This is a genomic window from Bacillus mycoides (genome assembly GCF_018742245.1).
In the GTDB taxonomy this organism is placed as follows: Bacteria; Bacillota; Bacilli; order Bacillales; family Bacillaceae_G; genus Bacillus_A; species Bacillus_A cereus_U.
The window spans coordinates 872416-894184 of sequence record NZ_CP036132.1; the positions used below are offsets into that span (position 1 = coordinate 872416).

Genomic DNA, 21769 nt, shown 5'->3' on the forward strand with positions numbered 1-21769 from the left:
TCACTTTATTATTTGTGTAATCAGCTAAGCTGGATAATACTTATGGATGAACGATTTTAATAACATGCTGCTCGTTTTAATTTAGATTTTTTATAAACACATGCTTTATTTTTTTGCGAAATCGGGTGATTAGCGCAATGATAATAATACCGAAGATAATTTTCCAAATGTGTTGTTCAAGTACTAGGAATATAACTTCTAGGTTTTCCCCTAACCAGTAACCACTGATTAAGAAGAATGATACCCAAAATAGGGCGCCTGAATAAATTGTCATCGCAAAGCGGCGAAACGGTAAGTTGATAATTCCTGCAAAGTATCCTGTGAAGTGGCGAACGCCTGGAATGAAAAAGGCGATAAAGATTAGAAAATAGCCGTATTTATCAAACCACATTTTCGTTAAATTAATTTTCCGTTCTGTTAAAAATACATATTTCCCGTATTTTTGAATGAAAGGCATGCCAAGTTTATTTCCTAAAAAGTATTGGAACGTCATACCTACGCTTGTCCCAATAAAGGATAAAATAATTAAAATTGGTAAACTCAAATCACCTTGATGTGATAAAAATCCTGCATAGGCTAATGTTGGCTCTCCTGGAAACGGAAGAGCAATATATTCTAAAAGCAATCCAACAAGTACTACATAATACCCATATTGCTGAAATAATTCGTGAATCCATTCCATATTGTGCGCTCCTTTTTACATTGAAGTTGTTACACATCTTCCTCTTTTTCGCACTAATCGAACTGAAACAATAGTAGTAGAAGAGTTTGGCTGGAGGATTTAAGCTAGTATGATTTTTTGACAACCATTCGCGAGTGATATCATACTTAATATAGCTCTTTGCTAATTAGCAAAGAGCATCGAAGTGTAAATGTTACTATTAGTTAAAGTTATAGCGGTACAAAAATATGTTGAAATCTTCTTCTTTTGGTCCAAAATTAATTGCTTTTTCTTGTATACGTTGGAAGTTTTGTCTGTCATAAAATTCATAGTTGCATTCATTGTCTGTATATAAATATAAAGATGTAACATCTTCTTTTGTCATGTATTGGAATAAGTGATTTAATAAAGATTTCCCAACTCCAAGACCTCTAGATTCTTCGGATACGATGAATAATTGTATGCATCCTTGAAAATGATCTTCTTTTCCTTGAATTAGTTCTTTATATGTTTTTTGAACTTTTATAAATGCTTTTAAAAATCCTCTATTCTCTTTATTCGTCATGAATAGTTTCAGCGTGTTAAAGGAAAAGCTAACAGTATTATGGAATCTCTTTAAACGGTTTTTATCTTTTTCAGAATCGCCTAAAATGACACCGATAACTTTATTATCTTTTTCAGCTACCTTACTAAAGGAACTTCCTAAAATGCAACTGTGTAGGTAGAAGTTTAATAGTGAATTTAAAAATTTTTTATCTGTAATGAATTTATTAAACCCAAATGCCTCACCAATTAAATGTTTTATAGGCTCATAGTCTTCCTTAACAAGACTTCTATATTTTACTGTGTTCATATTGTATACTCCCTTTATTAATGTAAATGACTTATTATAAATAGTAAGGTCTCCTCTAAGGGGAGAGTCAATGGTTGCATGCGAAAAAATAAAAAGGAAGAGATTCAGGTGAAAACATTATTTTCTATTGGAGAAGTTGCAAAAATAAAGGATATAACGATAAAGGCATTAAGGTACTATCATAAGATGGGAATTCTTACTCCAAAACATATTGATGAATCAACAGGATATAGATATTATTCTATAGATCAATTCATTCACATTGATATTATAAAAAGTTGTAGAGAGTTGAATACGAGTATAGTAGAACTTCAAGAGATTTTTAAGGAATGCAATACGGACAAGTTGCTGCAATTTTTACAAGTAAAGAGGGCGGAAGCGGAAGAACATATAAAGAAAATGAAAGAGGTAATTGAAACGATTGATGACTTAAATGAAAAAGTAGGGAGTTCACAGGAAATATTAAAAAGTGATGAAGTGTGTATTCAGTTCTTTGAACAGCGTTATGTCATTGTAGCGCCTTGTAAAGAAGTGGGGAGTTTACAAGAGTTACTGTATTATTCTAATTTAGAGAAAATCATTCAAGAGTATGAAGATAAGATGTCAATGGAAATGGGTATTCTATACAATGTCAATGAAAAGTGGGATGTAGAGCCAAAGTATGTTTTTAATAAAGTACAAGATCATGTCCATATGGAAGAGATGCCAAATATAAAAGTATTACCGGGCGGGAAATATGTAACATTAGCGTATAGTAAAGAAAATGAAGAAGAACGTAGAAATACTATGATTAAATATACAAAAGAAAACAATATAGAAGTGGAGAGTTTTATTGAAGTAGAGTTAGTTAATGATTTTTTTAATACGGAGTCGTATAGTTGTCAAATTCAAATTTTTATAGGGGATAGTGAGAATAAGAAGTTTTGATTCCATAATTTTATGGAGGGGAGTTATGTTCTTATTGGGTAAAATTGCAACAGTGCATGAAATTAAGTCGACTTAACTATAAAATACGACAATGATAGTCTACCTATTAATAAAGGCCGTCCCAAAAAACTTTTGGGACGGCCTTTATTAGTAGTAAGAAACGTATTATTTACGTGAGAAACCTTCTTCATCAAGGTATTCCGCAGCTTCTGGATAAGAGTTGAATGTACCGTCTAAGTTTACGCCAGCGTAAACGTTCCACATATCATCCTCTTGAATAAGAGTTAGGATATGACCGTCTTCGTTCTTCCATTCTTCTTCTGCAGCAGGTTCCATTGGTGCTACAATTTCCTCTTGCTCCTGTGATAGACGTTCAATTACTTTTTCAATTAATGAACGTAGTTCTTCTTCTGAAAACTCACGGATGTTAATCATACCTTTATCATCTGTTTTATAACCTTTAATGAAGTTTGCATATACAAATCCGTTTCCATTTGGGTGTAAATGATATACAACGTTCTTTTTATCTAAACGACTTTCTTCAAAGTGAAAGTTTACGCGTTTTAATGATACGTTCTTTCTTTCTAATTCCGGAAAAGATTCAATAATTGATAATTTTTCTTCAAAAGTTAGCATAGTGCCTCCAAGTATATAGTAAAAGATTTAATTTGTTCATTATAGCATAGTCAAGTTTGTTTCCAAAGGTAGATTCATCATATTGCTGTTTTTTAGTTTGACTTGGGAAGGCTATTTATCAATGTAGACGTTTACTTCACGAGACTGTAAAGAGTTTTTTATAAATACGCTAACGAATGATTTGTTTTAGATGTACAATGGAACGTGGACTTTATACAAAGGTGGTTATTTATATGTTTCAAAAAATAGCAAAGGAATGTTTAGCTGGGTTTACTGTTGCGATTGTTGCTTTGCCGTTAGCAATTGCATTTGGTATTGCCGCAACGGGAACGTCTGAGGGAGCATTGGTCGGATTGTATGGCGCGATTTTTGCAGGTTTGTTTGCGGCGTTATTTGGCGGTACACCGGGGCAAGTAACGGGTCCTACTGGGCCGATTACAGTTATTGCAACAGGCGTTATTGCAACTCACGGATTAGAAGCAAGTTTTATTGCATTTATGATGGCAGGGTTATTTCAAATCTTATTTGGTGTATGTAAGCTCGGCTCTTACGTTCGTTACATTCCATATCCTGTTGTTTCAGGATTTATGAACGGGATTGCACTGATCATTATTTTAGGTGAAATGAAGCACGTACAAAATAGTTTTCTACTTGTGTTATTAACGATCATTGTAATGATTGTTTCTGGAAAATGGATTAAGGCCATTCCATCAAGTTTAGTAGCATTAGTAGGTGTTACAGTAACGTTGCCGTTATTTTCTTCTATGCTACAAGGAATTACGGTAAACTTACCAGTTGTAGGAACTCTTTCTTTAAATAAGATGATTGAAAAGATTGGTGCAATTCCAGAGGCGATGCCATCGCTTCACGTACCGAATTTAGACGCAAATGGCATGTTAGCACTTGTATTACCAGCGCTTAGTATTGCTTTACTAGGATCAATTGACTCATTATTAACGTCTGTCGTAATGGATAATGTGACAGGGACACGTCATAAAAGTAATAAAGAGTTAATCGGACAAGGTATTGGTAATGTTGCGAGTGGTTTGTTCGGAGGATTAGCAGGAGCAGGTGCAACTGTTAGATCCATCGTCAATATAAGAAGCGGGGGGAAGACGGCACTTTCAGCTTGTATGCATAGCGTCATCTTATTCATTTTCATTATGGGACTCGGTTCAGTGGTACAATATATTCCGCTTGCTGTATTATCAGGCATTTTAATTTTAACTGGCATCGGGATGTTTGATTGGGAAAGCATGAGAAAAGCACATGTAGCACCGAGAGGCGATGTGATTGTTATGTTCGTGACGATGTTTGTGACAGTGAAATTCGATTTAATGGTTGCTGTTGCGTTTGGCATTATTCTTTCCTTCATTATATACATGGTGAAATGTAAAGAACGTAAAGCTTCTATTATAAAAGAAAAAGAAGCGACGTATACGATTCAGGGACCACTTTCATTTCTATCAGTAGATCGTATTTTTGCTTCTTTACAAAATGTGAAGTCACCAGTTATTTTGCGTATGAAAGATGTACGTTATATGGATGTATCAGGAGCTATGGCATTATTAAACTTTGTTGAGCAATCGGATAAAGTAGGAGCGAGTGTGACACTTGAACATGTACATCCGCATGTTGAAAAGACGATAGTAATGATGGCGAATGATGAGCAAAAAGAGAAATTACACTTTTTGAAAGCTGAAGCAATATAATAATAATAACCTTCACATGAATTGTATTATAGAGTGTGAAGGTTATTATTATTTGTATATGTTTGTAACATCCTTCTTTTCTCTAAAAAAAGAAAGTATTCAACATATAAGAAATTTGTTATGATAATTTAATGAGAGAAAAGGCAGTCTCTATAGTTCATAACAATTTGTTTGAGAATATATGCTTGAACGCCCCGCTAGTTATTTTAGTAGGCTTTATCCGTATTTCCTACAGTGCAAAAAATTGTATACTGATTGGATCCATACGTCCCTGAATGGCTTGGTTTTCGCTAGGTCCAGAATTTTACGTTGAAGATTTTACATTGTATACCCGCTACAACCTCATATCTTCAGTTTTCAATGAGAAATTTGTACAAAAAAACATATGTTTTTCTATACAAAAAGCCGATTCATCTTCCTCAATTTGTGTTTTACACTTACACACAAATTGAGGAAGGAGTCTTCTTGGTTAAGAATGATAAAAGAAAAGAAAAGAGAAGGAACATGAATAAGAAGTTTGTAAAAGGTGCAGCAATTTTAACAATTACAACTTTTTTGTCGAAATTGCTTGGGAGTTTCTTTCAAATTCCATTGCAAAATATTGCAGGAGATGAAGTGCTTGGTATTTTTCGTCTTGTTTTTCCTGTATATATGATTGCTCTTACATTATCAGTAGCTGGTGTTCCGCTAGCAATTTCGAAATTGATTGCGGAGTTGCATGAAAAAAATAATCAAAAAGGAATTGCGAAATTATTTAAATCGGCATCGATTATAGGAGTGGCATTTGGAGCTTTCGGATGTTTCATGATTATATTATTTTCTACTGAAATTGCAAATATGCTTGGTGGACAAGAAACAAGGTTGCCGTTACTTGTTACTTCATTGGCGCTACTTGTTGCACCATATATGGCGGTTTATCGTGGTTATTTTCAAGGGTTCGGTGATATGAAACCGACGGGGATATCACAAGTAATTGAGCAATTTGTGCGAGTATTATTTATGTTAATAATCGCTTATATACTAGTATATTGGAATAAGAGTAGTGCGGTTATTACTAGTGGTGCAATGGTTGGATCTTTTCTCGGAGTAATTGGTTCACTTATATATTTGCGTATGAAGTATAATAAAAGTCCATACTATTATAAGGACACCTCGTATTCGCTTCGAGATTTAAGAGAAGATGGGAAAAGGATACTACAGGTATCGATTCCAATTGCTATAGGGGCTTTATCAATGCCACTTTTAAACTTAGTAGACTCTCTTACAGTGCCACATGTGTTACAAGGATCATCGACAGAGATTCAAGCGCAATTTGGAATATATAGCCGTGGCTTTGCATTCACGCAATTAATTGTTGTTTTCGCAAGTGCAATTGTATTTCCGTTAATACCGCTATTAACGTCTGCATTAGCAAAAAGAGATATAAATTTAGCGAAAATAACAGTTCAAAATACAAACAGACTAGTGCATGTTTTGACAGCGCCATTAACAATATGGTTAATGGCATTAACAGTACCATTAAATGAGGGATTGTTCACAGATGCAAAAGGAAGCGGTATGTTAGCGGTTATAATTGGTAGTTCGTATTTTACATCGGTTATGGTATTATCAATAGGGATTTTACAAGGGATTAACCGCTCTGCACAAGCTGCATGGATTGTTATTGGAGCAAGCTCTGTGAAAGTATTGTTAAACATCGTATTAGTGAGAAAGTTTGGCATCGATGGGGCGGCTTATAGCACATTGATTATATATATGTTAATCTGTATCGTAAATCATCTGTGTATTCGAAAATCTCTTTCCTATCCTATTCATATAGGAAGATTTTTTGCTGTAATAGGAATAGCTTGTATTTTTGGATTAGGATTGTATGAACTATCTACTATTATAGAGGTTACATCGTCAAGAATAATTACGCTATTTTATAGTGGTGTAGCACTTACTATTACGACAATTTTGTATGGGGTATGTGCTTTGAAATTAAACTGGATATCAAAAAAACAAATACCATTTTTGAAAAAATAAATATATAACTACGAAATTATAGTATTGGCATTCGGGCGGGCTTATTAAGAGGATACATTTTAAAGTATTTCGTTTTTTAGGTAAGGAGTTGGCGCCAACTTATGATGGGTGAAAAATTGGTTGCCAAATGTTGGAGGAGATTAAGAGTGCAGTTAGTTTTATCAGGATATTATGGTTTTCATAACATTGGAGACGAAGCTATTCTACAATCGATTATCAAATCGTTAAAAAAAGAAATTCCGAATATTCAACTCGTTGTGATGTCAAATGATCCTGACTATACAAGGGAAATGTACGATGTAGAAGCTGTAGATCGCTGGGACATAAAGGCGGTTTATGACGTGATAAAAAAAAGTGACGGACTTATTAGCGGTGGAGGAAGCCTCCTTCAAGATCAAACGAGTATGAAGAGCATTTTATATTATACAGGTATTCTGGGATTTGCGCGGTTATTAAAAAAGCCCTATTATATTTATTCACAAGGAATAGGACCGATTAGGAAAAGACATAATCGTTTATTAGTAAAATGGCAGTTGTCGAAAGCAGCTTACATATCTGTGCGAGATGAGGATTCTTTTTTCTATTTAAAAGAACTTGGAGTGAAAAAGGATATTGAACTCGTTCCAGATCCAGTTTTAACATGGAAACGAGAGAAACAATCAGATTGGTTACAAAAGCATTCGCTACACGGGAAAATAATTGCGGTTAGTGTACGTTATTGGGATGCAAATGAAGATTATATAAAAAAGTTAGCTATTGCACTGAAAAAATTGAAGCAAGAAGGGTACCAAATTTTATTTGTCCCGATGCACAGTCCATTTGATCAAGATGCTTCGCGTGAAGTAGCAGATTTAATGGATGAAGAGATTTATATGCTTCCAGATAAAATGGATATTGATGAGAAAATATCTATTTTATCAGAGTGTTCACTTTTAATAGGCATGCGTCTTCACGCTCTTATTTTTTCTGTCGTAGCGAAAACGCCAATGGTCGGAATTTCATACGATCCAAAAATTGATTCGTTCTCACGACAAGTGAAGCAACCAGTTATAGGAAGTGTAGATGGAGACTGGAGTGCCGAAGATTTATATAAGATTGCGAAAAAGCAAATGACGCAGCAAGACAATATACAGCAAGCTTTACACCGGACAATAGATGAGCTTCAGTTGCAAGGCGAACAGGCAACAAAGAAACTCGTTCATCATATAGAAAAAAACACTCTATTAAAAAAATAGAGTGTTTTTTGTATTGTTTTTCTTTACGTAGCAATTTCTAAAAAATAATAGTGTTAATATTTGCAGTGATTTAAGTACAACAGAGCTATCCTACGTAGTTATTTCTATAGGAATAGAATTGAATATGAAATCATAAAGGATTCAATATGGGTTTGCAATATCTTAATATAATAAAAAACAAATAATATTTTATATTAATTTTTGTTTATTATTCCGATATAATTAGTATATAATCAGTTTTGGAATAATAAATTCGTAGATTACGAGGAGGACAACCGTGAAGACTTTTTCAAAAGGTATAACAGCAGTGGCGTTAACGGGATCATTACTTTTAACTCCTATTTCAAGTTATGCGGCAAATGATGATATTACAGGACATATGTTTGAGACTCATATGCGTTCACTTATTACTAAAGGAGTTTTAATGGGGTATGGTGAGAATGTATATGCACCTGATAAATTAGTAACAAGAGCAGAGTTTGCTACATTCATAGCAAGGGCTTTAGATTTACCGAAAGCTGATTCGAACTTCGAGGATGTGCCGAAGACTTACGGTTTATATGATGGTGTAAGTAGAGCATATGGAGCGAAAATTATTAATGGTCGTACTAACGAGACGTTCTCACCAAATGATGTGATTACACGTGAAGAAATGTCTATAATGGTAAAGCGAGCATTAGACTATAAAAATATTAAAATAGCTGTAAGTCCGCTTACCTTTACTGATAAAGATAGTATTAACTATAAAGAGCATGTACAAGTTATGGTGGCTACTCAAATTATTAAAGGGTATCCAGAAGATAATACATTTAGACCACATTTATCAGCTACAAGAGGTATGGCTTCAGCTATGTTGGATCGCATGCTTCAGACGATTGAAAAAAATGGGAATAGTAATCTTGTAGAAACAAAGAAATATGTCGTGACAAATGTAAGAGAAGATGGGACAGAGCAAGAACTAGAGCGCTATAGTACATATAAAGAAGCAGTTACAGCTGCGCAAAATAAAGGTATTAATGCAGTGAAGTATGAAAATGAATTCTTATGGATTAAAGATGGATTTGCAAGTGCGAAGCGAGTAGAAGGACAAAATATAATTAATGTTTATGGTAACGATTTACAAACAGTTTATACGTATGTTCAGTATGGAACGGAATTTAAAGTGCTAGAAGTTGGCGAAGATCGTGTGAAAGTTCAACTTTCTGATTTAACGGGTTATGTGAAGAAGAATGAAATCAATTTAATTCCTACAAATGAAATGAAACAGTCGTCTTATTATGTAAAAACAGATGGATATTTATACCATAGATATTATACATATAATACAAGTTCACCTGGATATACAGAATTTAGATATGGTACGGCACCTTCTTTCATGAAGCAAGGACAGCAAATGTATAGTGTAGATGGAAAGACATTTGGAGACGAAACTTTCTATCAATATTTCAATTATTTATCATTACGTTCGAAAACAGATTATACAGCTGAACAACTAGATAGTTATGTGAAATCGATTAAGCCAGACTCTCCATTAATTGGTTTAGGAAAGAAATTTAAAGAAGTAGAAAGTAAGTATAATGTAAATGCATTATTCTTATATTCATTAGCAATTCATGAGAGTTACTATGGAACAAGCGCTCTTGCAAAAGACAAAAATAATTTATTTGGTTTAAAAGCAACAGACGATAGTCCATATGGTAATGGAGAAGCATTTAATTCAAAAGAAGATTGTATTGAACATGCAGCAAAAGTATACATGAATGAAGGATATTTAAATCCAGGACATTGGCGTTATACAGCAACATATACAGGTGATAAAGCTGCTGGTTTAAATGCGAAATATGCATCTGATGCGAACTGGGGTAAAAAAGTAGCTGGGCATATGAATCGTTTTGATTCTTATTTAGGTAAAAAAGAATACAACAAGTATAAACTTGCACGTGTGATGAATAATGTGGAAGTGAAAAAGAATCCTAGTATATCAAATGAGCGACTGTATCGTTTAAATACAAATGCAGTTGTCACAGTTACTGGTGAAGAAATAATAAATGGAAAGGCATGGGTTAAAGTTATTTCAGATAATCCTACTGTAACTGAAGCGTATATCGCAAAAGAAAGTTTAGAATACGTAAAACATTAATTAAATATAAAAGAGAAAAACTGATTATCTAGATGCATTTTAAAAAAAGGTGCTCAAAAAGCCAGCATAACTGACTTTTTTGAGCACCTTCTTTTTTATTATTCAATTTCAAAATCAACAATTAAGTAAGCGAGTATAACGACGAAGAAAATACTAACGGACGGCGCTGTTAATACGTGGCCGGACATAAAGCCGATTCCGAGTGATAGTACAACGGTGCTAGCTAATAGCATATATTTCACAGTTAATATTTTCTTGAAGTTTGTGATGATGCGAATGAATAATTTAATACCGAAGTATAGAAGTGGTATTAAGTAAATAAGGAAACCGACGATTCCGAATGCAAAGAATAGGTCGTGGAAGTCCATTTCGATTAATTTAATTTTAACCGTATAGTTACCAGCATAGCCCATTCCGAATAATTTTTGTGATAGTGGTGCGTCTTTATAGTATTGTTTGTATACTTTTAAAAACTTATCGCGATCACTGTAAATTAAACTTTTGACCTCAGAGTCTGTTAGCTCACCTTTTGCATGTTTTTTTGCTTCGCCCGGGTCTTCTTTAATTACTTTTCCTTCTTTTCTATCCTTTTCTTCTTGTACTGATTTTTTGTATTCGTACATTTGCATGTGGATGCCCATATTTTTTGCGATAGGAGTATGTGGTGTAAGTACAATTAAACCTCCTAGTACAATAGCGGCAACAACTGTATTTACGAGATATGTGAATCCTTTTCCTTCTTTTTTGCGATGAATCATATATTCAATGAATGAGAATAACAGTGCCACGCCAAGCGTTAGAACAATTGCACCATATCCTACTTTCGTTCCGACCATAATACTTGCATACATCGCAAGTATTGTTGGAATCCAGTAATAGATTTTCGAGAAAGAAGTTGTTTTATGAATCGAATAGAGCACTACGATTGGGAACATAATTGCAAAAATAGAACTTAAATCATTTCCAGCAAAGAACCAACCTCTTGAGCCAATCTTTGAGTGAGGGTAGCTTGGGAAATCTGTACCAGTTTGCATTGCAACAATCAGTGTGATGCTTAAAATTAAAGTTGTATATAAGAAATATGTAATGATTTTATGCAACGTATATTCTTTATTTTTCAACTCTTTAAAGACGATAATATATCCAAACAGTAGCACAATTGGATATATGCTCTTTAAAATAAATTTCACTTCTTCGCCAAATGAAACTGGAGATTTAATCATCATATTATTTGCAAGACCAATTGCTAGTACGATCCCGAGTAGGCATAAATAGAGAATGTACTTTTTCGCTCCAGGTTGTTCTCTATGAAGAAGTAGATAACCTAATGCAAGAAGCATAAAGGCGAAACGGACTACGATTCCAACTGTTGCGCTCATGTGTAATACATAGATTGAAAAAGACGTTAATAAATCTAAAATTGGTTGAAACACAATGAATAGCAATAGGAAATGCGGGAAGTAGTTATCCGTTTGTTTCAACTTATTAACCATATATTCCTCCATGTCTTCATTCCTTTAGTTCAATACCCAAGAGATGGGGATAAAAGCCTTATTTACATAATAAGGCGAATGAATTTCAATATTTGTTTTTTTGCATCAAACTTAAGAATACACCATTTCATTGTAATGGTAAATAGATGAAAAGCATTGATAAACCGACTTTAATTTCTATATTTTTTAACGAAATTGTATGTTTTATACGGAGATATATACAAATTACGAGAAAATTAGACAGAAAATTAAGAAAAAAGAAGGATTTTTAATATGCTTTCTATAATTATATAAGTATAATCTTTATGTGGAAAAGAGGGGTATATATAATGGAAGTAACAAGTAAAACAGAATCTGTTGTTGTGAAATATGAAGGGCGCGTAGCAACGGTTATGGTCAATCGTCCAGAGGTTTTAAATGCATTAGATGAACCAACGTTAAAAGAGTTATTACAAAAGTTGAAAGAAGTGGCGGAAAGTTCTGTTCACGTTGTTGTTTTATGCGGAAGTGGCCGTGGTTTTTCTGCGGGTGGAGATATTAAATCCATGCTTTCAAGTAATGATGAAAGTAAGTTTGAAGGCATCATGAATACAATTTCTGAAATCGTTGTGACGTTATATACGATGCCGAAGCTTGTTATTAGTGCAATTCACGGGCCGACTGCTGGACTTGGATTAAGTATTGCATTAACAGCTGATTATGTCATGGCAGATATATCATCAGTTATTGCGATGAACTTTATTGGAATCGCTTTAATTCCAGATGGTGGCGGCCATTTCTTCCTTCAAAAGCGCGTCGGTGAAAATATGACGAAGAAAATCATTTGGGAAGGGAAAAAATTATCAGCGACAGAAGCGTTAGATATCGGTTTAATTGATGAAGTAATCGGTGAGGATTTCCAAACGGCTGTGAAGCAAAAAATTAATGAATGGTTACAAAAACCAATCAAGGCGATGATTCAAACGAAACAAATTTTATGTGAAGTAAATCGTTCTAATTTAGAACAAACGCTTCAGCTCGAAAAGCGTGGTCAATATGCGATGAGACAAACAGCGGATCATAAAGAAGGTATTGCTGCTTTTCTAGAAAAACGTTTACCAGCATTTAAAGGGGAATAAAGTGAAACTTTAATCCGTGGGTGTTTGTTTATCCCCCGCGGATTATTAGTCTTACTGCTTGTTAATTCGAGATAAAGGGAAGAAAGTGCTAACACATTTTAGTATAATTGTGTTAGCACTTTTTTTAGGAGTAATAAATGAAGAAAATTATCGGTGTTATCGTTATGATTTTACTTACATATTATGCTTTGCATAGTACACCATCTCTTGCGGTACGGACTGCATTATTCTTTGAGGGACATCCAACTGTTGCTTTCTCTGGTGAAGTGAAGAAAGAACGGGATGTGAAAAAAGAGGCGATTCCTGATGAGTATCAAACCTTATACGGCGATAAGAAAGAAGAACCAGAGCATTACTTCTTTCCGGTAGTAAGGGCGCACGGATCAGGAATTGATATGTTAAGTGCTTGTGTGAAAAAAGAGTGGTTTTTCTATAAAGTGAAACTTTAATCAGTGGGGGTTTTGTTCATCCCCCACTGATTATTAGTTGAACCAATCGGGCGTCTACGGGCAGTTGATCTCCCACCTAACTTCTTTGCTCCATTCGAATTTTGAGGTGGGAGTTTTACTGCCCGTTAACGCGGGATAAAGCAGAGCTCGGGTGTTTTTAAAAATAGGAGGTAAGTGATGTCAACTTATAACAGGTTAGTAAGAGATCGTGTCCCGGAGAAAATTTTAATGTCTGGAAAAACATATACAGCACAAAAATTAACAGGACAAGCTTACATACAAGCGTTAGCGAAAATTGGTACAGAAGAAATTCGTGAATTTGCTTCGATGAAAGATCGTGAACATGCGCTAGATTCACTTGCAGATGCACTTGAAGTTATTGTTTCATTAGCTCGCGCAGAAGGTGCAACAATTGAAGATGTTGAGCGTATTCGTAAGCAGAAAGAAGAAGAGCGCGGCGGGTTTACAAGAGGGATTTATTTGATGGACGTTTCGGAAGAGTAGTTTTATAGAAAAAGCACAGCTTACTGAGTAGCGCTGTGCTTTTTTGTCATTAAAATTAGGGTAAAGTGAATTTTATTACAATTTAGAAAATTAAACTATATTAGTAGAGGTTTTATAGTAATTTCTGTATACTAAATAGTAGAAAAAGCGAGGGGGAAACGACAGTGGCACATCATGCGAAAGAAACGATGGAATTAATTAAAGAGCTTGTCTCTATTCCGAGTCCATCTGGGAATACGACGAAAATTATTAATTTTATTGAAAACTATGTAAGTGAGTGGAATGTAGAGACGAAGCGTAATAATAAAGGTGCTCTTATTTTAACGGTTAAAGGGAAGAATGATGAGCAGCATCGTTTATTAACTGCACACGTTGATACGTTAGGTGCCATGGTGAAAGAAATTAAGCCTGATGGCCGTCTTAGTCTATCTATGATTGGTGGATTTCGCTGGAACTCTGTAGAAGGGGAATATTGCGAAATTGAAACGTCAAGCGGTAAGACGTATACAGGTACAATTTTAATGCATCAAACTTCTGTCCATGTGTACAAAGATGCAGGGGAAGCGAAGCGCGATGAGAAAAATATAGAAGTGCGTATTGATGAGCGTGTCTTTTCAGCAGATGAAGTACGTGGGTTAGGAATAGAAGTAGGAGACTTCGTTTCATTTGATCCACGCGTTCAAATTACAAAGAGTGGATACATAAAATCACGTCATTTAGACGATAAGGTAAGTGTAGCAATTCTATTAAAATTAATTAAAAGATTGCAAGATGAAAAGGTAACATTGCCATATACAACACATTTCTTAATTTCTAATAATGAAGAAATTGGGTACGGTGGAAACTCAAACATTCCAGAAGAAACGGTAGAATATTTAGCAGTTGATATGGGAGCGTTAGGTGATGGACAAGCATCTGATGAATATACAGTATCCATTTGTGCGAAAGACTCTAGCGGTCCATACCATTATGCTTTACGTAAACATTTAGTTGAACTGGCGAAAGCGAATGCTATTGAATCTAAAGTGGATATTTATCCATACTACGGATCAGATGCATCAGCTGCGATTCGCGCCGGATTTGATGTGAAACATGCGTTAATTGGAGCCGGTATTGATTCTTCTCACGCATTTGAGCGTACGCATGAAAGCTCGATTGCACATACAGAAGCGCTTGTTTATGCATATGTAATGTCTAATTTAATTGAAGAATAATTTCATAGCAAATAGAGAGGGCTGATTGAAAATATTATTTTTAATCAGCTTTTCATTTTGGGGACAAGATGAAAAAACTATTGATAGGCAGTATCGTTGTAAGTTTAGCGTTAAGTGGATGTTCTCAAGAAAGTTCGGGGGGATTTTTTATATTCATAAAGGGAAAGTACTCGAAATGAAAATTGGCGAAGGTGATCTAGGTATTGCAGGAACTTGTTTTAAAGCTTTAGATAAAGGGAAGTTTCTTATTGGAAATTAGGATAACAGAGAAGGAATATGGTACTTCTCGACTTTCCAAACAAATCTTGAGACGGGAAAAGCAGAAAGGATCGATCAGATAAAGCTTCCTTTGTAGGAAGGGAATATATATGTTAAAGAAAATTTTAAATAATACATTAGGAAAAGCGATTAGAGTAATATGTACTAATCGCTTTTTTATATACATTCATTATCAGTTATATATATACGGTTTTTGTTATGTGAAGGGAAAACGTATTTACTATACATATATAATGTTATAAACTATGAAAGGATTAATTATTAGTTAATATTTTATAGTTAGTTTCGTGGGAATAATTGTATAAATATGAAGTTTCGAGAGGAGATTTATTTTTCATGAAGTACAAAGCAATAGCCGCAGGTATATTAGCAGCAAATTTACTAGCACATCCAATTAGTAGTTTAGCAGAAACGAAGAAATTTCCCGATGTTTCAGACAATGCGTGGTCAAAAGACGCAATTTATTATTTAGTAGAGAGAAATGTAATTAATGGTATGCCAGATGGTAACTTTATGCCACAAGGAAATTTAACACGTGCTCAGGCGGCAAAGATTATCGCAACAGCAATTGGCGTTAAAGTAGATCCAAACGCGAAGCCATCTTTTAATGATTCAAAAAATCATTGGGCAGCTCAATATATTGCAGCGATTGAAAAGAAGGATATTATTAAAGGACGAGGACCAGGAGTATTTGATCCTGAAGGGCAAGTAACTCGCGCTGAAATGGCGGCTATGCTTGTAAGGGCATATGAATTGAAAAGCCAAGTAACAGGACCAGTTCCCACAAAATTCGCTGATTTAGAAAATCATTGGGGTAAAGAAGAAGTAAATATTTTAGTAGAATTAAAACTTTCTTTAGGTACAGGTGACGGCTGGAAACCAGATAATTCTATTACGCGTGAACAGGCAGCTCAGCTTACTGCTCAAACAGATAAATTTGGAAAGAATAGTAATCGTCCAGTAGAAACAAAGAAAATATATATGGATAGAAAATTCATTACATATCACGGACCATCATTAACATCTGGGATTAGTGCAAATCAGCATGATCCACAAATGGTTGAAGTAAAAGAAGAGCGAGATGGATGGATCAAAATTGCAACAAGTAACGGTGATAAATGGACACCTTTAGTAGAGAAAACAGAAGCTATTAATGAAGGATTCACTACATATGCAGGGGATTCCCATACTTCTAAAGTACTAGGTACATATGGAGCACAACAAGTAACTGTTATTGAAGAAAGCGGTAGCTGGATTCGCATTCGTACAAATAGTGGTTTCCAATGGTTTGATAAAAATCAATTGAACCCAGTGAAACAAGGGAACTTCTTAGAAGGAAAAGCGATTATTATTGATCCGGGGCATGGCGGGGTTGATCCAGGGCATTCTGGTGTGAAAATGGATGAAAGTGCTATCGTATTAGATACATCTTTACGCGTACAAAAACTATTTGAACAAAAGACACCATTTACTGTTTTATTAACACGTGATGATGATACACGTCCAGGAAATACCCCTGGTGAATCTTTGAAAAAACGTATAGAATTTGCGCAAGAAAATAAAGGTGATATTTTTGTAAGTATTCATGCGAACGGATTTAATGAACAAGTAGAAGGAACGGAAACATTCTACTACAGATCAGCAACAAATCCAAACTCAGAAGAGAGCCGTGTACTAGCAGAAAAAGTACAAAAACGTTTAGTACAAGCACTTCAATCAAATGATAGAGGTGTAAAAACAGAAGACTTCTATGTAGTGAAATACAATACAATGCCTGCTATTTTAGCTGAACTAGGTTTCATCGATGCTAAAGGCGAAGGTGAAAAACTAGCTACTGAAAAATGGAGACAACGTGCAGCAGAAGCTATTTATCAAGGTATTCTAGATTACTATGAAGCAATGGGTAATAACGTATCTTCTTACCGTTAATAAATATAGAGAATGATAGAAGAGATTGCTGAGAGGCAGTCTCTTTTATTTATTAAATGAATTATAAAGGTTTCTCTTTATTTCGGGCATGTGATATCATTTAATTTTATATAAATAGTATTCGAGTAATTGTAATCATAACAATTTAAAATGATAAAGGATGATCATAGATTGAATAATCATAGTAAAACACCTGCATGTATATATACGTATGCGTTTCGCGAAGAGGAGCGTGCTTTATGTTACTTGGAAATGCGCTCGTTCTTTGGGATGGAGTCTCACGTTAATATTTTGAAAAGTGAAGTCAAGATTGCTCCGAGTAGAAGTCCGTTTATTAAAGAGCGCGTTGAGGTTATGTATGAAGGAGACGACTTAGAAAGCATCTTGAAACAAGTGGAACAAATTGACTTGGCGGGAGCGACGTTCAAAGTCATCTTCGTTAAAATTAATGACCTTGTTGGAGAAAATAAAATTGAATATGGGGAAAGACGCCTTATTGAACGAGACCTTGGCATGCATATTGAAGGAGAAGCGGATGTTCGTAATCCAGAGCGTGTATTCGGGATTGTTCCTCTTGGAGGACGCTGGTACTTCGGACACTATGTAGAAAGTGATCCGGTTTGGTATCATCATATAAAAAAACCGCATAGCTATTCGACATCACTGAGCACACGTGTTGCTAGAGCTGTCGCAAATATCGCTGTACCAAACCCAGAGGGAGTACGAGCTATTGACCCGTGCTGCGGCATTGGAACAGTAGTAGTAGAAGCACTTTCTATGGGGATTAACATCGTTGGTAGAGATATCAATCCACTTGTAGTTCTTGGAACGAGAAAAAACATCGCACATTTCGGGTTTGAAGGAACAGTAACAAAAGGCCCAATTGAAGAAATTACTGAGAACTACGACGTCGCAATTATCGATATGCCGTACGACCTATTTACGCACGCAACACCAGAAGATCAACTCTCGATTCTTTCAAGTGCGCGCCGCATTGCAAAAAAAGTAGTCGTTGTCACGATGGAAACAATGGACGACATGATTCATGAAGCGGGATTTGAAATTACAGACCGCTGTATCACAAGAAAAGGATCATTTTCTAGACAAATTCTTGTTTGTGAATAGGAAAGGTCACCCGTTTGGGTGACCTTTTTTGGTTTGTATTATTGTAGCATGATGTGTGATTGGTTGGTGGAATGGAGGGATGATTTGGCGGGATTTGTCGAAACATCGATATATTAGAATAATCGCCGATATATTCAGAGAATCAACCGATATCAAATTATTCTTCTTGCGTCTTCTCTTGTTGTGCGATTAATAAATTGCGTAATACGTGTCCGCGGTAACTTTCTAGTTTTCGTCCTTCATGATAGCGAACACCTAATTTTTTAAGCTCAGCTACGTACCAGCCTTTTGTTCCGTAATACATGAGACCACTTCCTTTTTTTCTTTTGAACAGTATATGTGCCGGGGCGAGAGAATTTTCTTTTTTTATTCATAAAATTTACAAAAGTGAATATTGAATATTCTGTTTATTTGTATTATGATTAGCTTATTATCGGATGACAGTGATTAGCCTCCCTGCAAGCCCGAGTTTACTTTTGTTCAATTGAATAGCGGAGCTTCTTTCCACTTGAACTTCCTTAGCAGGAGGACGAGCCATACGGATAGAGACAGTAAAATCCAATGTAAATGTGTACATTGTTTTTCTGGCTCTTTTTATTTTTTAGTCAAAGTAGGAGGGGATTTTTAGAAAGCGTTGTCAATGGAGTATGGTGCACGTTCACGCTAATGGAGGGGCTGGTGAATTGTTTGGCTAAAGAGAAAAAGGAGTTACAGAAGGATTTAAAAACTCGGCATATAACAATGATTTCGATCGGCGGGGTTATCGGTGGTGGTTTGTTTGTAGGAAGTGGAACGATTATTCAATCGACGGGTCCAGCAGCGATTTTGTCCTATATTATCGGCGCTTTAATGGTTGTGCTCGTGATGCGGATGTTAGGAGAGATGGCAGCGGAAAATCCTGATAGCGGTTCTTTTGCAACGTATGCGAATAAAGCAATTGGGCCGTGGGCAGGGTATACGATTGGGTGGTTATATTGGTTTAACTGGGTCATTATTATCGCAATTGAAGCGGTGCTTTTAGGCGTGATGATTAACAATTGGTTCCCGTCGGTTCCGGCATGGCTGGCGAGTTTATGTATGGTCCTTTTAATGACGATGACGAATGTATATTCAGTAAAACTCTACGGTGAGTTTGAATATTGGTTAGCGTTTATTAAAGTTATTGCGATTGTTGCGTTTTTAATTTTAGGAGTTTCGATGTTTTTTGGTCTTGTTCCGGGAGTGGAGAGACCGAGTCTCGCTATGGTTACGGAAAATGGAGGCTTCTTCCCGAATGGAATTGTTCCTGTCTTACTGAGCGTTGTATTTATTTCTTTCTCTTTATCGGGAAGCGAAGTCGCCGCGATTGCAGCCGGGGAATCGGAAAATCCAGAGAAGAATGTTATACGAGCTATTAATAGTGTAGTGTGGCGCCTTATGCTTTTCTTCGTAGGATCAGTAACAATTTTAGTTATGTTTATTCCGTGGACGGATAAGGAGTTATTAAAACTTCCGTATGCAAGTTTATTTAATATGGCAGGGGTACCTGCAGCCGCAGAAATTATGAATGGTGTTGTATTTTTATCACTACTTTCCGTTATGAACTCAGGTATATATACGAGCTCGCGTATGTTATTTTCACTTGCTAAAAAAGGCGATGCTCCGGCTAGTTTCTCACGGTTAAATAGTAGAGGGACACCGGTTGTAGCGATCTATGCAAGTATCGTATTTGCATTTATTTGCGCGATGTTGAAATTTATATCTCCTGATAAACTGTTTGCGTTTTTAGCGAATAGTTCAGGCGGGGTAACGATGCTGATGTATATGTTCGTTGCCGTTTCACATGTCAGGTTAAGACGAGAGAGGGAGAGAGAAGGGGCTGGAAAGCTGAAAGTGAAAATGTGGTTATTCCCTTATCTCACATATGCAACGCTTTTAATGATTATTACGATATTTGTTTCACAAGCATTTATAGAAGATATGCGGATGCAGTTTTACATGACGTTACTAGCAACGATCCTAGTAATAATAAGTTATTTTCTAAGAGTTAGAAAGTTCGATAAGCAAAAGTTGAATGATTTTACGATTATAAAAGATTCGGAAGTTAGCATAGAGAAAGAATAAGAAAAGGGGTTGTGTTCCATGTTGAAAGAGAAGAAAGATATTACAACTACAAAATCTAGCATATTACATGAAAGAAGAAAAAATGCGGTGCCAGAAGGGCCTTACAATATTACAGAGTTGTATGTGCAATCAGCAAAAGGAGCGATTATTACTGATGTAGATGGTAATGAGTTAATCGATTTTGCGGGCGGAATTGGTATGCAAAATGTTGGGCATTGTCATCCGAAAGTAGTAAAGGCGATTCAAGATCAAGTGGAATCTTCTATTCATAGTTGTTTTCACGTAGCGCCTTATGAAAGTTATATTACACTCGCGGAAAGACTAAATGAGTTAACGCCAGGTGATTTCAAGAAAAAAACGATGTTTGCGAATAGTGGTGCAGAAGCAGTAGAAAATGCGGTGAAGATTGCGAGAAAAGCTACGGGAAGAAGCGCGATTGTTTCGTTTGAGCGTGCATATCACGGACGTACACTTTTGACGATGTCACTGACAAGTAAAGTGAAACCGTACAAGCATGGATTTGGGCCGTTTGTATCAGAAGTATACAAATTACCATATCCGTACTATTACCGCGCTGAAGAAGGACTAACACCAGAAGAAGTAGACGCGCAAATTTTAGCGTATTTCGAACGCTTTATGTTAGAGGAAGTAGCAAGTGATAATATCGCTGCAATTATTTTGGAACCGCTTCAAGGAGAAGGTGGATTTATCGTTCCGACGACTACGTTCATGCAAGGTGTTCGAAATATTTGTGATAAATATGGAATTATTATGATTGCGGATGAAATTCAAACTGGTTTCGCTCGTACGGGAAGCTTATTTGCAATGGATCATTTCGGCGTAGCTCCTGATTTAATGACATTTTCAAAATCAATCGCTGCTGGAATGCCGCTGAGCGCGATAACAGGAAGAGCGGATTTGATGGATGCACCTGGGCCAGGTCAATTAGGTGGTACTTTCTCAGGAAGTCCGGCTGCTTGCGCGGCTGCATTAGCTGTTTTAGATGTAATCGAAGAAGAGAATTTAGTAAATCGTGCTGTAGAAATTGGCGAGCGCATGATGGAAGTGTTTAATAGCTGGAAAGAGAAATACGAACTAATTGGTGATGCCAGAGGCCTTGGTGCTATGACTGCAATTGAGCTTGTAAAAGATAAAGAGACGAAAGAGCCAGCAGCAGAAGAGGTTAAAGCGATTATGAAGGAAACGCATAGTAAAGGGGTCATTACGATAAGCGCTGGTATTTATAGTAATGTACTTCGCTTCTTACCGCCTCTCGTTATAACAGATGAACAGCTTGAAGAAGGGCTTACTATTTTAGAAGCTGCTATTGCGAAACTATCAAAATAAAAACGGTGGGGGCAGGGGA

Annotated in this window: 17 protein-coding genes and 2 pseudogenes; 14 read left to right on the top strand and 5 right to left on the bottom strand. The window is 35.8% G+C overall.

The features are described 5' to 3' along the window. Positions 1-76 precede the first annotated feature (76 nt). Both EXW56_RS04450 and EXW56_RS04455 read right to left on the bottom strand, forming a co-directional pair. On the bottom strand, positions 77-682 hold the full coding sequence (locus tag EXW56_RS04450; protein ID WP_215558032.1) for a DedA family protein: 606 nt from the start codon (positions 680-682) through the stop codon (positions 77-79). A 199-nt stretch (positions 683-881) separates the two neighbouring features. Continuing rightward, complete coding sequence (locus EXW56_RS04455) at positions 882-1514, bottom strand: GNAT family N-acetyltransferase (RefSeq protein ID WP_215597214.1); 633 nt, start codon at positions 1512-1514, stop codon at positions 882-884. A gap of 78 nt (positions 1515-1592) precedes the next feature. On the opposite strand from EXW56_RS04455, the gene EXW56_RS04460 reads away from it, so the two are divergent. Further along, on the top strand, positions 1593-2441 hold the full coding sequence (locus EXW56_RS04460; RefSeq protein WP_215597215.1) for a MerR family transcriptional regulator: 849 nt from the start codon (positions 1593-1595) through the stop codon (positions 2439-2441). 165 nt (positions 2442-2606) lie between these two features. On the opposite strand, the gene EXW56_RS04465 is transcribed toward EXW56_RS04460, so the two are convergent. Next, positions 2607-3077, bottom strand: a complete 471-nt coding sequence (locus EXW56_RS04465; protein WP_002159114.1) for a hypothetical protein — start codon at positions 3075-3077, stop codon at positions 2607-2609. Between the two features lie 233 nt (positions 3078-3310). Between EXW56_RS04465 and EXW56_RS04470 the strand changes: the two genes are divergently transcribed. The 4 genes from EXW56_RS04470 (at position 3311) to EXW56_RS04485 (ending at position 10189) form a co-directional block, all read left to right on the top strand. Next, a complete protein-coding gene (locus EXW56_RS04470) occupies positions 3311-4789 on the top strand; it encodes a SulP family inorganic anion transporter (RefSeq protein WP_002114817.1) in 1479 nt (492 codons plus the stop codon). A 504-nt stretch (positions 4790-5293) separates the two neighbouring features. Next, positions 5294-6814 carry a putative polysaccharide biosynthesis protein gene (locus EXW56_RS04475; RefSeq protein ID WP_215558036.1) on the top strand — a complete coding sequence of 507 codons (1521 nt, stop codon included), beginning with the start codon at positions 5294-5296 and terminating at the stop codon, positions 6812-6814. Positions 6815-6960: 146 nt separating this feature from the next. Continuing rightward, the gene (gene csaB / locus EXW56_RS04480; RefSeq protein ID WP_002201616.1) at positions 6961-8049 is read left to right on the top strand and encodes a polysaccharide pyruvyl transferase CsaB; all 1089 of its coding nucleotides are present in this window, start codon (positions 6961-6963) and stop codon (positions 8047-8049) included. A gap of 277 nt (positions 8050-8326) precedes the next feature. Continuing rightward, complete coding sequence (locus EXW56_RS04485) at positions 8327-10189, top strand: S-layer homology domain-containing protein (RefSeq protein ID WP_215597216.1); 1863 nt, start codon at positions 8327-8329, stop codon at positions 10187-10189. Positions 10190-10287: 98 nt separating this feature from the next. Here the strand turns inward: EXW56_RS04485 and EXW56_RS04490 are convergent, their stop codons facing one another. Next, the gene (locus EXW56_RS04490) at positions 10288-11682 is read right to left on the bottom strand and encodes an O-antigen ligase family protein (protein ID WP_002159108.1); all 1395 of its coding nucleotides are present in this window, start codon (positions 11680-11682) and stop codon (positions 10288-10290) included. Between the two features lie 329 nt (positions 11683-12011). Between EXW56_RS04490 and EXW56_RS04495 the strand changes: the two genes are divergently transcribed. From EXW56_RS04495 to EXW56_RS04525, 7 genes and pseudogenes are all read left to right on the top strand, one after another. Continuing rightward, positions 12012-12800 carry an enoyl-CoA hydratase gene (locus tag EXW56_RS04495; RefSeq protein ID WP_002010905.1) on the top strand — a complete coding sequence of 263 codons (789 nt, stop codon included), beginning with the start codon at positions 12012-12014 and terminating at the stop codon, positions 12798-12800. Between the two features lie 137 nt (positions 12801-12937). After that, positions 12938-13249 carry a hypothetical protein gene (locus EXW56_RS04500; protein ID WP_215597217.1) on the top strand — a complete coding sequence of 104 codons (312 nt, stop codon included), beginning with the start codon at positions 12938-12940 and terminating at the stop codon, positions 13247-13249. Positions 13250-13426: 177 nt separating this feature from the next. Then, a complete protein-coding gene (locus EXW56_RS04505; protein WP_002201613.1) occupies positions 13427-13753 on the top strand; it encodes a nucleoside triphosphate pyrophosphohydrolase in 327 nt (108 codons plus the stop codon). Positions 13754-13917: 164 nt separating this feature from the next. Further along, entirely contained in the window at positions 13918-14967 is a 1050-nt protein-coding gene (locus tag EXW56_RS04510; RefSeq protein ID WP_215597218.1) for a M42 family metallopeptidase, read from the top strand. Positions 14968-15112: 145 nt separating this feature from the next. Continuing rightward, a pseudogene (locus tag EXW56_RS27905) lies at positions 15113-15322 on the top strand (hypothetical protein); the annotation flags it as partial. Between the two features lie 260 nt (positions 15323-15582). Continuing rightward, a complete protein-coding gene (locus tag EXW56_RS04520; RefSeq protein WP_215597219.1) occupies positions 15583-17175 on the top strand; it encodes an N-acetylmuramoyl-L-alanine amidase in 1593 nt (530 codons plus the stop codon). A 171-nt stretch (positions 17176-17346) separates the two neighbouring features. Next, on the top strand, positions 17347-18300 hold the full coding sequence (locus tag EXW56_RS04525; RefSeq protein WP_199661097.1) for a TRM11 family SAM-dependent methyltransferase: 954 nt from the start codon (positions 17347-17349) through the stop codon (positions 18298-18300). Between the two features lie 157 nt (positions 18301-18457). Here EXW56_RS04525 and EXW56_RS04530 read toward each other — a convergent pair. Further along, positions 18458-18674, bottom strand: a pseudogene (locus EXW56_RS04530) (YflJ family protein). 304 nt (positions 18675-18978) lie between these two features. Between EXW56_RS04530 and EXW56_RS04535 the strand changes: the two are divergent. Further along, positions 18979-20403, top strand: coding sequence for an amino acid permease (locus EXW56_RS04535; RefSeq protein ID WP_002114778.1), 1425 nt, complete (start codon positions 18979-18981; stop codon positions 20401-20403). 18 nt (positions 20404-20421) lie between these two features. Next, positions 20422-21750 (top strand): 4-aminobutyrate--2-oxoglutarate transaminase, encoded by a 1329-nt coding sequence (gene gabT / locus EXW56_RS04540; RefSeq protein WP_215597220.1) that lies wholly within the window; start codon positions 20422-20424, stop codon positions 21748-21750. Positions 21751-21769 lie beyond the last annotated feature (19 nt).

Bases quoted from the DNA above. Each gene is read 5' to 3' on its own strand.
- EXW56_RS04465 (WP_002159114.1), bottom strand. From the start codon at position 3,077: ATGCTAACTTTTGAAGAAAAATTATCAATTATTGAATCTTTTCCGGAA.
- EXW56_RS04495 (WP_002010905.1), top strand. From the start codon at position 12,012: ATGGAAGTAACAAGTAAAACAGAATCTGTTGTTGTGAAATATGAAGGG.
- EXW56_RS04455 (WP_215597214.1), bottom strand. From the start codon at position 1,514: ATGAACACAGTAAAATATAGAAGTCTTGTTAAGGAAGACTATGAGCCT.
- EXW56_RS04470 (WP_002114817.1), top strand. From the start codon at position 3,311: ATGTTTCAAAAAATAGCAAAGGAATGTTTAGCTGGGTTTACTGTTGCG.
- EXW56_RS04520 (WP_215597219.1), top strand. From the start codon at position 15,583: ATGAAGTACAAAGCAATAGCCGCAGGTATATTAGCAGCAAATTTACTA.
- EXW56_RS04505 (WP_002201613.1), top strand. From the start codon at position 13,427: ATGTCAACTTATAACAGGTTAGTAAGAGATCGTGTCCCGGAGAAAATT.
- EXW56_RS04475 (WP_215558036.1), top strand. From the start codon at position 5,294: ATGAATAAGAAGTTTGTAAAAGGTGCAGCAATTTTAACAATTACAACT.
- EXW56_RS04490 (WP_002159108.1), bottom strand. From the start codon at position 11,682: ATGGTTAATAAGTTGAAACAAACGGATAACTACTTCCCGCATTTCCTA.
- EXW56_RS04450 (WP_215558032.1), bottom strand. From the start codon at position 682: ATGGAATGGATTCACGAATTATTTCAGCAATATGGGTATTATGTAGTA.
- EXW56_RS04500 (WP_215597217.1), top strand. From the start codon at position 12,938: ATGAAGAAAATTATCGGTGTTATCGTTATGATTTTACTTACATATTAT.
- EXW56_RS04460 (WP_215597215.1), top strand. From the start codon at position 1,593: ATGCGAAAAAATAAAAAGGAAGAGATTCAGGTGAAAACATTATTTTCT.
- gabT (WP_215597220.1), top strand. From the start codon at position 20,422: ATGTTGAAAGAGAAGAAAGATATTACAACTACAAAATCTAGCATATTA.